Source organism: Mesorhizobium sp. M0500, from assembly GCF_040321165.1.
In the GTDB taxonomy this organism is placed as follows: domain Bacteria; phylum Pseudomonadota; class Alphaproteobacteria; order Rhizobiales; family Rhizobiaceae; genus Mesorhizobium.
Window position 1 is genome coordinate 72,272 of sequence record NZ_JAMYRB010000018.1, and the last position, 11,846, is coordinate 84,117.

The window sequence follows — 11,846 nt, forward strand, 5'->3', positions numbered from 1 at the left end:
GATGTTCATCCTGCGCTTCCTCTGGGCGGTCCTGACATCGCGCTGGCTGTGGACACTGATTGGGATCACGCTGCTTTCGTTGGTGATCTGGGTATTCGGGCCGATCGTCAGGGTCGGGCCCTACGACCCTTTCGCCTCGGACAATGTGCGCATCGTCATCATCGCGCTGCTGGTCATCTTCTGGCTGATCTGGCTGATCGTTGCCCAGCGTCGGGCGATCCGTGCCAACCGGATGTTCGTCGCCGAAATCGCCGCGCCGGCGGTAGAGAAGCCACTCAGTCCCGGCGAAGAGAATGTCGCTGCCGTCGGTGCCAAGTTCGCCGAGGTCATGGCCGAGTTGAAGCGCCGCAAACTGGGCGGTCGCAAGTTCCTGCGCGAGATGCCTTGGTACGTTATCGTCGGGCCGCCGGCCACCGGCAAGACCACGGCCTTGCGCCAGTCGGGGTTGAATTTTCCGATCGACCTGACCGACGACCTGCAAGGGGTCGGCGGCACGCGCAATTGCGACTGGTTCTTTTCGGAGAGTGCGGTTCTGATCGACACTGCAGGCCGCTATGTCCAACAGGAGAGCCAACCCGACGTCGACGCAGTGGAGTGGCTGGGCTTTCTCGACCTTTTGAAGAAGCACCGGGGCCGTCGCGCGCTCAACGGTGTGATCGTCGCGCTTTCGATCGATGTGCTTTCGGAGGGCGACGACACCATCAAGGCGCATGGCCGCAAGATCCGCCGTCGGCTGGCCGAGCTCAACGATCGCCTCGAAATCCGCCTTCCGGTCTATCTGATGCTGACCAAAGCCGACCTGATCAAGGGGTTCGAGGCTTTCTTCGGCGGTTTGTCGACGGCTGCGCGCGAGCAGGTCTGGGGGACTACGTTCGCACTCGACGCGCATGTCGATGCAAGGACCATCGAGCGGGAAATCGCGACGTTAGCAACCGAGCTCGAGCGGCGGCTGGTGCCCCGGCTGGAGGACGAAGACAAGCTTGCTGCCCGCGCCGAAATCTTCAGGTTTCCCGCCCAACTCGCCAGCCTGTCCGAGCCGATCCAGGTACTGATCGAGGCGATGTTCGGCGAAAGCCGGTATGAGGAGGCCGCTTGGCTGCGTGGCCTTTATCTGACGTCGGCGACCCAGGAAGGGGCGCCCATCGATCGGCTGACCGCAGCGCTGTCTGCCTCCTTCGGCCTTCCGCCGCGCCGGGCGTTGGCCGCGCCGCGTGTCGAAAAACGCAGCTTCTTCCTAAAGAACCTGCTCACAGAAGTCATCTTCAAGGAAGCCGGCCTCGGCACCTTCGATCCGCTGGCGCAACGCCGCCGCGCCTGGATCTGGCGTGGCGCGGCCGCCGCATGTGCCGCAGCCGCCCTGCTGGTCAGCGGCCTATTCACCTGGTCCTACTACGACAACCGCAACGCGATCACGGCCCAGGCAAGCCAGTTCGAGGCGCTGCAAACGCCACTGACCTCGGCCGCGGCAAACCCGGCATCCGTAGAACAGCCTGCCATCGATGTCGCCCTCAGTGCCCTGGATGAGGTCGCAAATGCCCGCACCCCGCCGCCTGGCGCAGCACAGGATTTGCTGGGGCCATCATCCTCGGCGGAACTGGTGCGGGCACAGACCGACACTTACGACCATGCTTTGCGTAACGTTCTCGAGCCGCACATGGTGGCGCTGCTCGAAGCGACGATGTGGCGGCAGATCCGCGATCCGGATTTCATGCTTGGCGCGCTGAAGACCTATCGCATGATGACCGGCCTTTCTCAGATGGATCCAGACTTCGCCCAGAGCTGGTGGGTCAACAGTCTGCCTGAATTCGCCGCGGCTGCCCCCTTTCCGACAGCTGACGCCGAAGAGCACCAGCTTGCCGCGATCCGTCGCATGGCGGTTGACGCCAGTTATATCGCCCCGGACCAGGCACTGGTTGCAGAGGCACTGAAAACCGTCTGCACGATTTCCTTGCCGGCGCGTGCCTACAAGCAGCTGCTGGCCGACCCGGCGGTGGCTGCGCTCAAGGAATGGATTCCTGCCAACTTCGCCGGCCCCAACGGCGCCAAGGTCTTTGCGCGGCGTTCCGACAAGACGCTTCGGGTCGGCATTTCGGGAGCATTCACCTATGCCGGCTTCCATGACGCCATTCTCGACCGGGTCGAGGATGTCGCCGCCCAGGCAGCACTCGACCGGGCGGTGTTCGCCGGCGGTTGCTCGGAAAATTCCGAAACCTCGGTGTCGGCGCTGTCAGAGGATATTCTGAAGCTTTATTACGACGACTATATCGCGCAATGGGACAGCTTCCTGCGCGACATGAGGCTCGCGCCATTGACCGACCTCAATGTCGCCAGTGAGAACCTCAAGGATCTTTCAAGCGCCGACTCCGCGCTGAAGCGCCTGGTTACCGCGGTGGTCCAGGAGACCGAGCTTACGCGATCCGATGAAGCGCCGACAAACGACAAGGCCGCGGCGGCAGGTGGCTCGAAACTGCTCGGCAAGCTGGGCAAGCTTGGCAAGATCGTAAAAACCGGAGCAAAGCTTTTGCCGCGTGCGGGCTCCGCCGACGAAGTGGATCTTACCGGCAGTCTGGTAGCCGAGCATTTCAAGCCGCTCAAGGGTGCCATCGCCGAGGTCGACGGCCAGCCGCCGGCGCTCGACGCCGCCATTGTCGCGCTCACCGCACTGTCCAACGTGCTGCAGACGGTGACGGCCAATCCCGATCCCCAGGACGCCATCAAGAAACAGGGCGGCCTCGCCGAACTGACTGGAGCGGTTGCCAGGCAGGCGCAGATCCTGCCCGACCCGGTCGACGACTGGTTGGGCGGCATTGCTGGCGATACCAGCGGGCTGACGCAGAAGGCGGTCACCTCGGAGCTCAACGCCATCTGGCGCGCCGACATCCTGCCGTTCTGCCAGGCAGCACTCAACAACCGCTATCCTTTCAGCCCGGACAGCGCCGTCGACGTCAATGTCCGCGACTTCGCCCGCCTGTTCGGACCAGCAGGACTGATCGACACCTTCATCAACGACCACCTGATCAGCTATGTCGACACGTCGGCGCAGCCATGGAAATGGCGCGCTGATTTCGGCCTCGACCCCTCGGCACTGGCCGCGTTTGAACAGGCAAGGCGGATCCGCGATGATCTCTTTCCCGGCGGTACTGGCCCGCTTATGAGCTTCACGCTCGAACCGAAGGATCTGTCGCCCAATGTCGCGCGCGTGACGCTCAATCTCGATGGCCAGAACCTCGTCTATTATAACAACGCAACGAGGCCGCAGCCGATGACGTGGCCTGGCAAGGACGGCACGGGCGTCATCTCGCTTGCCTTCCAGCCGATCGATGGCTCGCCCGAAATCTTGCTCAACGAGACCGGCAGCTGGGCGTGGCTGAGAATGTTGCGCAGCGGTCGCTTCACAGGCACCTCGCTGTCGGACGTCTACAGCCTGCGCCTTGGCACAAAAGGCATGTACGCCGATTTCCAACTCAAGGCCGCCAGCGTCGAAAACCCGTACAACCTGCAAATGTTCAAGAAATTTTCATGTCCGCCGCAGATATGATCCTGCCCGGCTTTTACGGCAAGATGCCTGCCACCGGCGATTTCGTCACGCGGCGGCTGCCGGGGGATTTTGTGCGCGTCTGGGACCGCTGGCTGGCGCAGCACATTGTGCCGCTGATGGGCTCGGAAACCTGGCCGCGCGGCACGGCGCTACGGTTCCTAACGGGTCCGGGCTTTGTCGACGCGTCGGCGGGCATTATCTTGCAGAGCGTCGATAGGGTTGGCAGGCAGTTTCCGTTGAGCGTCGTCGCGCAGCTTTCTGAGGCTTCCGTTCAGCTGGCTCGCGCCGATGCGTGGTTTTCCGGGATCGAAGAAGCGGCCGTCGCCGCCCAGCAGGGCGAGCTGACGCCTGGCGAATTGGATACCGCTTTAAGCGCACTGCCAGTACCGCCTGTCGAGCCGGGCGAAGAGGTCATCAGCGATATGGTGATGTGGACAGCGCGTTCGGACATTTTCGACGTCGATCCGCTGTCGCCGCAAGCTACGCTGGAGCAGATCTTTGCCGCCAACTGGGAGACCAGTTGATGCAGATCTGGAACCAGATGGGGTATCCGCACGAATTCACCATGGGCATGGACAAGGCCGGCCATGAGTGGATCGTCGTGGTGGTCAAAGGCACGTTCGACTTTCCCGCCACGCCCGGCGGACCGGTACAAAAATCGGTGGAACAGATTCCGCTGGTCATGGCCGACACGCACACCGGCGTGCCTGGTTATTCGGCCACGTTATGGGAAACCGATTTCGCCTTCCGCAAGCCGCGTTGTGACGTGATTGCCAATGCCTTTGCCTATGCGCCGGGAGGACGTCCGGCCGAACGCGTGCCGGTCGGCATCAAGGTGGGCAATTGGTCGAAGCTCTTCGAGGTCGTGGGCCACCGCGAGTGGCGCTCCGTCGGGCCAGTGTTTACTGCCACGTCGCCACAGCCCTTCTTGCGCATGGCAATTTCCTACGATGTCGCCTGGGGTGGCACCGACCGGCTCGATCCAGAGGACAAACTGCCAGCGAGTCACAAATACAACCCGGTCGGCACCGGCTGGTCGCGAACCAAGAACCAGCGCCTCATTCCCGGCCTGCGGCTACCGAATACGCAAGCTGTCGGTGAAGAAATCCGCTCGCCATTCGGCGACTATAAGCCGATGAGTTTCGGTCCGATGGGCCGCGGCTGGCCGGGACGCATCGAATTTGGCGGCACCTATGACCAGAACTGGATCGACAATGTCTTCCCCTTCCTGCCCCAGGATTTCGACGAGCGCTACTTCCAGATGGCACCGCCGGACCAGCAGATCGACCTGCCAAGAGGTGGCGAAGAAGTGCAACTGGTGAATCTGACACCTGACGGGCGGGTGAGTTTTCGGCTGCCATCGACAGCATTGCCGTTGACGCTGTTCGAGGGTAGGCAGAAGGCCCCCGAGCGCGTCACCTTTCCAGACACTGTCCTCTTCGACCCGGAGAACAGACGCTTCTCGTTGGTCTGGCGCGTATCGCAGCGCATTCACCGTACTATTCTCGATTTCAGCGAATGCTGGATCGGCCCGCCGACCGAGGCAATGGTGCGGATACGAGCTGCGGCTCGTGCTTATTCTCTCTTCGATGAAACGACTGCGGCGCAGAAGGCGGAGAACACGTGAGGCCGGCACTCGACATTCTTTCGGTCGGCATGGTTACGGCGGTTGGCCTTGACGCACCATCGGCTTGCGCAGCGATCCGGGCTGGGATTGATGGCTTTCAGGAAACGCGTTTCAAGGATGAAAATGACGAGTGGCTGATCGGCGCGCCGGTACCTCTGCCACGCAATTGGATCGGCGAGAAACGAATGGCGCATCTCGCCGCAGGCGCAATTGTCGAGGCATTCGAAGAAGTTCCGGAAGCGCGTGGGCAAGCCGCGCTGATCCTTTGCTTGGCAGAGGAAGACCGCCCAGGGCGGCCGGTAAGAAGCACGCTGCGTCTGCTCGACCGTATCGCCGAGATCACCGAAGTCGAAAAGCATTCGCGGTCACGGGTGGTTGCCCATGGGCGACCGTCCGGACACGTGGCGCTTGATCATGCGCGTCGGATGATTGTATCGGGCGAAATACCATACGTGATGGTTGCCGGCGTTGATAGCTATTTGACGACCTTGGCCACGACGTATTACCTTAAGGAGCGTCGACTCCTAACGTCCGACAATCCAAACGGGTTTATTCCTGGGGAAGCGGCGGCGGCAGTTTTGTGCGGGCCACCGAGGCGGGGGGGATTTCGGCTAGCGGGACTAGGCCTTTCGCGCGAGGCGGCCTCTATTTACAACAAGCAAGACTTGCCGCTCAGGGCGGACGGTATGACGTCCGCTTATCGCCATGCGTTGGGTGAGACTGGAATAGAGATGAACCGCCTCGGCTATCGAATTTCAGATCTCATCGGCGAACAGTATTGGTTTAAGCAGACGGCGCTGGCATCGATACGGCTGGTGCGCAATCCGTGTCCGTCCCAGGATCTGTGGTCGCCTGCGGAAACCCTTGGCAATGTTGGTGCGGCGGTCACGCCTCTGATGCTCGGAATGGCACTAATGGCGGCAAGAAAGAACTACGCGACGGGGAACCCGGTGCTTGTCGAGGCTTCCAACGATGCAGGCGCTTGTGGAGCTGCCGTGCTGGCTGCGAGGGCCGCCTGGTGACTGTCTTCGCCAACGGACTGGAGGTGGCCGCAAAGGCCCAGGGCAACAAGGTCATCGCGGCCTTTCCAGATGTCTGTTTCACTCCGCCCGAAAATCCAGCGACACCGCCAGGGGTACCGATCCCGTATCCGTCATTTGGAATGGACTCGGATACTGAGAAGGGCACCGGTACCGTCAAAATCGGCGGAGAGAACATCACCCAAAAGGACAAATCGGACTACAGCAAGACCACTGGCACGGAAGCCGGCAGCGCAGCCAAGAAAGGAGTCATCTCGTCCACTAACACCAGTAAGGAATACGCGCGAGCGTGGTCAAGCAATGTAAAGGCGGACAGCCTCCCTGTCAGCCGGTTCTCAGATATCTCGACAAACAATCATACAAGCGATCAGGTTGGAAACACACCTCCGCAGGCTAAGGTGGGGAGACCGGGACCTGGTGGCGGGTCGGCGCCAAAGACCAAGTGCCCGTGCTGCGGGACAGAACCCGCCCACGCCAATCAGGTGAAAGCCAACGGCGAGATGTGTGATACTGTCCCCGAGGCCGAATACTACAAGGAGCGCATGCAGCGGGCGAACGCTAAGATCGTCAATATTGAGGAAACAGCCAAAGCCGGTACGTTAGGCTTGGTGCCTCGCATGAAAGCGTGGGATCAGTACGAAAAACGCAAGGAGGCGTCTAAGACCGTAGCAAATGCACGAGCAACGGGAGAAAAATGCCCAAACCTGCATGAGGAGGATAAAGATTGCGGTGTCCACTTCAAGGGAACGCGTAGCTATTCCGAAATTCTTGAGCAAGCAGACCCGGAAAAGAAGAGAGAATTAGAAACCAAGCACGCTGGAAGAAAGAACGAAAAAGACCTTATTCACGTCGACATACTGCATCATGTCCGTACAAAAATACTTGGAATTACCGATTCTGTGAAAAAAGCGATAATAAAACGGGACGGCAAAGGCACCGGAACAAACACGGGCAAAGTGCACCACATGACCCCCATAGATGCCGGTGGATGTCCCGATTCCCCCAAGAACTTGATAGGCCAAGGCGCCCTTTCCGGCGAATGCGACAAAATCAATGAGGCGCAAGGCACGCTTCAAGGAATAAACCCTTATCCATGACATTCTCGGCGCGCGGCAAACTTTTCCACTTCGGGACGAACGAGTTTCGCAGCCGTTCGACGCCAGCCGGAGCGCGGCTGCTGCAGATATTTGAAGAGTGCAAGAAGGGAAACTTCGCATCATCTGCAATGTTTCCAACAGTCTTCGAAGCCTCCCCCTCGGTGGAAGTAGTTATCGACGCGTTTGCGCTGTTGCCGTACGTCACACCAAGGACCTTGCTCCTGGATGTGGCGGACCCAATTCGCCAATCGCTGCAGCAAGATAGCCAATCCATTGAATGGCTCTGCATCGCTCTCTCAAGGAGCGGCATTTTGGATGCGACGCAGAAGGCGGTCTGGTTCTACAGAGATGAAGTCACCGTCGACAGCGATACCGACCTTCCATACCATTTGTCGATCACCTTGGAGGCTTCGGTCGGAGATATCTTCGATGGACCGCAAGTTGTGCCGGATTCGATCGATGAGTATGAACCTGGGCGTCGCCAATATGACGTAGTTGAATACGCGAAAGCCGTTGAGCTAAAAATCAATGAGATCCGTGCAAATTTTCCTAATTCTTCGCGCCAGTCCTTTCTCTACGGCAAGCCCGTAAACATTGAGGATCTGGCGCTCAATTTGTTGAATACCCTTGGGGAGACCTATGACAACGAAGACGTCGTTACCGCCAGAAACCTAATAGAGGCATTCACCGGATTCGACCTTTCGCAATTTTACAAGAATATTCAGCTGAACCGAAAACCTGCGGCCGCTGCCCTTGAGCAACTCTTCGACGAAGTCGACCTGTTCGAATTCAGACCGGGAGTTCGCTATTTCTTTGGGAGGGAAATACCAGACTGACCAGGAGCACGTACGCTAGCCGCAACCGATGTGCCCGCATTGGTGAGATATTTTCGAACCTTCTCAAGATTGAGATCGACGATGCGAACAGTCGATCTGGTCGTCAGCATTCGAAGGACGAAAAGCTCTCCAGCCTCAGGAAACTCGTCGTAGCGCTCCTTGACGATTTCCTTTCCCGCATCTCCGGCCAACCGCAGCCCATCCAGATGTGCTTCTAGTCTCTCGACCAATCTAGCCATCCGCTCATCGTCCATCTCGGGATTTTCGCCGGGATGCAGCAGATTGTAGTCGTAGACAGTCCATAGAAACGCCGCCATTTCGGCGTGCTGGCGGACGATTTCGCGTAGGATGGGCGCCGGCATCAGTTCAGATTCACGGAACCGCCCCGGATACGATTCGCGGCACTGGCATGACTCGTCACATAGGTGCCGCGAATGGTGATGCGGCCATCCTTTTCCATGATGATCACGGCCTTGCCACAGCGCAGTTCGATGCGTTCCTCGCCTGTGATTCTCACCCGTTCGCCGTCGCGGACGACATGAGGAGCTACCGATTTTCCCTTTGGTTCAACGATACGCCCGACAATTAGTGGCCGGCCTAGGTCGCCGTCCTCAAACAACAATGCGACCTCGGAGCCAATCATATCGGAATTCAGCTCAGCGAGACTACGAGCCGGAAGGGCCGTATCCTTCGGATTGCCCGGAAACACAACGAGCGGGCCACCTTCGCCGAAACCGAGAAAAATCCCGATTACGACGCCTTCGATTCGTTCGATGATCTTTGCCACCTGACGGTTTCCTCAGTTTTGTTTGATTTCCGAACCCTTCATGACAATGTCACCGGACGCTTTGGCGAATATCTTGCCGCTGCCGGTTATTGTTATGTCCTTTCCTTTGATGCCGATCGTTCCATCCTTCTTCATTATAATGGAGGCGTCGCCGCATTTGATCGTGATCTCGTCTCCGGCGTCTATGACCAGCTTCTTCCCGACACCAATCGAGCCGTCCTCGGCAATGGTAATCCCGCTGCCCTTTGCTATCTTGAGCGCGTGGGCTCCGCCGATATCGGTGATATCATCCGCGGCTACCTTGGCTGTCCGAGCCTTGCCGATCTCTGTTGATTGCCCACCGCCGATGTTGACGCTCTGGTTGCCAGTTATGTCGATGCCCTGGTTGGCTCCGATCTTCCAACTGTCGGAAGCGCCGATGTCGTGACTTTGGCCGAGACCCACGCTGACCGACCGTGTCGCCCCGATAGTGTTCATCTGCACCGCCCCGACGGTTCGGGTCTCGGCGGCGCCGACCGAATCGATACGAGCCGCGCCAACAGTGATTGTTTGAACTAATCCTACGGTCTGCGAATGGTTGGCATCGATATTCTCGGTCGAATTCGCCACAACGTGAATCGTCTCGTTCGATCCGACCGTCAGCGACCTGTTCACCCCCACCGTCTCGGTATCGTTGTTGCCGATATCCGTGGTCTGGTCGACGCCCACCTTGACCGTCTTGTTGTTGCCGACGTCCTCGTCGAGGTTGTGGCCGACGGAGTGCTTGGCGTCGTGGTCGATGCGGTCGGACTGGTCGTGCTGCACAAGCTTGGTGCGGTCGTTCTTGATCAGAAGGTTGTGGTCCTTCTGCGCCTGGAAATTGACCAGTTCGGAGCCGGCCTTGTCCTCGAACATCAGCTCGTTGTAGCCGCCGCCGCCTTTCGACGAGTCGGATTTCCAGCCGGATTGCGTGGCGCTGCCCGGCAGTCCGTAGGGCGGCATCTGCGAGGCGTTGTAGACCCGGCCGGTGATGATCGGCAGATCCGGGTCGCCTTCGATGAAGTCGACGATCACCTCCTGGCCGATGCGCGGGATCTGGATGAAACCCCAGCCGCTGCCGGCCCAGGTCTGCGAGACCCGCACGAAGCAGGAGCTGTTCTGGTCCTTCTTGCCGAGACGGTCCCAGTGGAACTGCACCTTCACCCGTGCATATTTGTCGGTGAATATTTCCTCGCCGGACGGGCCGACCACCGTCGCCGTCTGCGGGCCGCGCATGATCGGCCGTGTCGTGACCCGCGGCGGGCGATAGGCCAAGGCGGTCGGCGCCACGCCGAGGATCACCTTGAAGTTTTCGCTTTCGACATCGGCAAGGGCTCTGTAGCCCGGATCGAACAGCCTGTATTCGGCGCTGACCACCAGATACTCCTGGTTCTGGTCTTCGCGCGGAAAACCGTCCAGCTTGAACGTGCAGCCGGAATACAGGCCGCGCACGGTGCCGACTGCAGCAATGCGCTGGTGCACCGCCTGGATTTCCTCGCGCCGGATTGCCGCCAGGCTGTCGCCGCGGCCTACTTCGAGATGCGCGCCGGGCTGACGGTAATTTTCACCCGTAGCCAGCTTATGACTGAACGGCTGGGCCGATTTGGCCATCAGGTCGGCGCCCGGCTTCTTGAAGTCATAGTCGGTATGGACATAGGCGCCCGGCCGCACGGAGCTGCCCGGAATCCATTCGGTGATGTATTCGACATCGCGCCGGGAGCCCTGCCCTTCAAAGTGATAGGGCACCTTCTCGTACCCCGGCGCCGGCTTGAGCTTGTTCATGGCATCGGCGAGCACAAGCGTGTGCTTGCCCTCGCCATGCTCGAAGAAATACAGGATGCCCTCATGCTCGAGCAGCCGCTGCACGAAGTCGAGATCGGTCTCATCATATTGCACGCAATATTCGCGCGGCGGATAGGAACCTTGCAGGCGTTTCTCGAATTTTGCCGTGCTGTATTTCGAGAAAACCTCTTCGACGATTTCGATGACGCTCATGTTCTGGAAAATACGGCAGTCGGTCGTATTGCCGAGAAACCAGAGCCATGGCCTGACGACTGCTTCGTAATAGGCCAGTCGATCCTCGATCCGGGTGAGGCGAAACTCCGACACGATGCCGCTGAACCAGCGCTGGGGGTCGGCTTCACCTTCGATCGAGACGGGGCCACCCAGCATCTCCAGCGGATCGATATCGTGGCTGGGGCTCACGAACCCGACCGTATAGGCCAGACAACGACTGATCTCATCGCGCCCGACGAGATGTGTAAAGGTCAACAGTTCAGCGCCAACTGGCGTTTGCACAACCGTGGCACGTTGTTCACTTGGCATGGGTCGTGCCCCTCCTCGGCCTGGCGGCCAGCCCAGTGGATTTGAAGATCCTAATCAGGAACTCGAAATCACATCAAACCCTGATGGTTGCCAGTCCATTTCGAGCGTACCACATGTTTGTTGTGCAGGCCAAAGCTGACCACGAATAGGACCGACTGGGATGCGAATATTGGGATTAGCCACGCTAAAAACATGGAGTATCCTGTCGGCAAGGCCGCCAGCGATCACACAGGCGATTTCGCATGTTAATCAGTCTGCAGATCAGCAACGTCGATGCCCTGCCCGCTGGCGTGTCGCCCGGTTACAGATCGCGTAATCGCAGCTTCAAAATCGGGCGCGAACATTGCGACTGGATCTTGCCCGACCCTGACAAGTTCATCTCCGGCCGGCATTGCCAGATCCGATACGAGGCAGGCGCGTTTTGGCTGCACGACATTTCGCGCAATGGCACTTTCATCAATGGATCGAGCCAACGCATCACCGGTCCGCGCCGGCTAGACCACGGCGACAGGCTCCTGGTCGGCCGCTATGTCATCCTTGTATCGATTGACGACGAGCACGCAACGCCAGGTCATCCG

At 59.4% G+C, this 11,846-nt stretch carries 9 protein-coding genes and 1 pseudogene; 7 read left to right on the forward strand and 3 right to left on the reverse strand.

Translation table 11 applies throughout. The features are described from left to right. Position 1: 1 nt before the first annotated feature. From tssM to NKI70_RS25350, 6 genes are read left to right on the forward strand one after another with little or no spacing between them, the layout of a single operon-like run. Positions 2 to 3,538 carry a type VI secretion system membrane subunit TssM gene (tssM, locus tag NKI70_RS25325; protein WP_352725103.1) on the forward strand — a complete coding sequence of 1,179 codons (3,537 nt, stop codon included), beginning with the start codon at positions 2 to 4 and terminating at the stop codon, positions 3,536 to 3,538. Continuing rightward, complete coding sequence (tagF, locus tag NKI70_RS25330; RefSeq protein WP_352725104.1) at positions 3,535 to 4,062, forward strand: type VI secretion system-associated protein TagF; 528 nt, start codon at positions 3,535 to 3,537, stop codon at positions 4,060 to 4,062. The genes tssM and tagF overlap by 4 nt, the downstream gene beginning before the upstream one ends. After that, positions 4,062 to 5,165, forward strand: coding sequence for a DUF2169 family type VI secretion system accessory protein (locus NKI70_RS25335; RefSeq protein WP_352725106.1), 1,104 nt, complete (start codon positions 4,062 to 4,064; stop codon positions 5,163 to 5,165). The genes tagF and NKI70_RS25335 overlap by 1 nt, the downstream gene beginning before the upstream one ends. Next, entirely contained in the window at positions 5,162 to 6,187 is a 1,026-nt protein-coding gene (locus NKI70_RS25340) for a beta-ketoacyl synthase N-terminal-like domain-containing protein (protein ID WP_352725107.1), read from the forward strand. Before NKI70_RS25335 ends, NKI70_RS25340 begins: the two co-directional genes overlap by 4 nt. Next, positions 6,184 to 7,302, forward strand: a complete 1,119-nt coding sequence (locus tag NKI70_RS25345) for a DUF4150 domain-containing protein (protein ID WP_352692830.1) — start codon at positions 6,184 to 6,186, stop codon at positions 7,300 to 7,302. The genes NKI70_RS25340 and NKI70_RS25345 overlap by 4 nt, the downstream gene beginning before the upstream one ends. Further along, positions 7,299 to 8,138 (forward strand): hypothetical protein, encoded by an 840-nt coding sequence (locus NKI70_RS25350; protein WP_352692832.1) that lies wholly within the window; start codon positions 7,299 to 7,301, stop codon positions 8,136 to 8,138. The genes NKI70_RS25345 and NKI70_RS25350 overlap by 4 nt, the downstream gene beginning before the upstream one ends. Here NKI70_RS25350 and NKI70_RS25355 read toward each other — a convergent pair. The 3 genes from NKI70_RS25355 to NKI70_RS25365 are packed head-to-tail and all read right to left on the reverse strand — an operon-like array spanning position 8,108 to position 11,268. Continuing rightward, on the reverse strand, positions 8,108 to 8,500 hold the full coding sequence (locus NKI70_RS25355) for a hypothetical protein (protein ID WP_352692834.1): 393 nt from the start codon (positions 8,498 to 8,500) through the stop codon (positions 8,108 to 8,110). The genes NKI70_RS25350 and NKI70_RS25355 overlap by 31 nt on opposite strands. Continuing rightward, positions 8,500 to 8,925, reverse strand: a complete 426-nt coding sequence (locus NKI70_RS25360; protein WP_352692836.1) for a DUF6484 domain-containing protein — start codon at positions 8,923 to 8,925, stop codon at positions 8,500 to 8,502. The genes NKI70_RS25355 and NKI70_RS25360 overlap by 1 nt, the downstream gene beginning before the upstream one ends. Positions 8,926 to 8,937: 12 nt before the next feature. Continuing rightward, positions 8,938 to 11,268, reverse strand: a complete 2,331-nt coding sequence (locus NKI70_RS25365; protein WP_352692837.1) for a type VI secretion system Vgr family protein — start codon at positions 11,266 to 11,268, stop codon at positions 8,938 to 8,940. 242 nt (positions 11,269 to 11,510) lie between these two features. Between NKI70_RS25365 and NKI70_RS25370 the strand changes: the two are divergent. Further along, positions 11,511 to 11,732: pseudogene (locus NKI70_RS25370) on the forward strand (FHA domain-containing protein); the annotation flags it as partial. Positions 11,733 to 11,846 lie beyond the last annotated feature (114 nt).

Excerpts from the sequence above, each read along its gene's own strand:
- tssM (WP_352725103.1), top strand. The coding sequence starts at position 2 with ATGTTCATCCTGCGCTTCCTCTGGGCGGTCCTGACATCGCGCTGGCTG.
- tagF (WP_352725104.1), top strand. The coding sequence starts at position 3,535 with ATGATCCTGCCCGGCTTTTACGGCAAGATGCCTGCCACCGGCGATTTC.
- NKI70_RS25335 (WP_352725106.1), top strand. The coding sequence starts at position 4,062 with ATGCAGATCTGGAACCAGATGGGGTATCCGCACGAATTCACCATGGGC.
- NKI70_RS25350 (WP_352692832.1), top strand. The coding sequence starts at position 7,299 with ATGACATTCTCGGCGCGCGGCAAACTTTTCCACTTCGGGACGAACGAG.
- NKI70_RS25355 (WP_352692834.1), bottom strand. The coding sequence starts at position 8,500 with ATGCCGGCGCCCATCCTACGCGAAATCGTCCGCCAGCACGCCGAAATG.
- NKI70_RS25365 (WP_352692837.1), bottom strand. The coding sequence starts at position 11,268 with ATGCCAAGTGAACAACGTGCCACGGTTGTGCAAACGCCAGTTGGCGCT.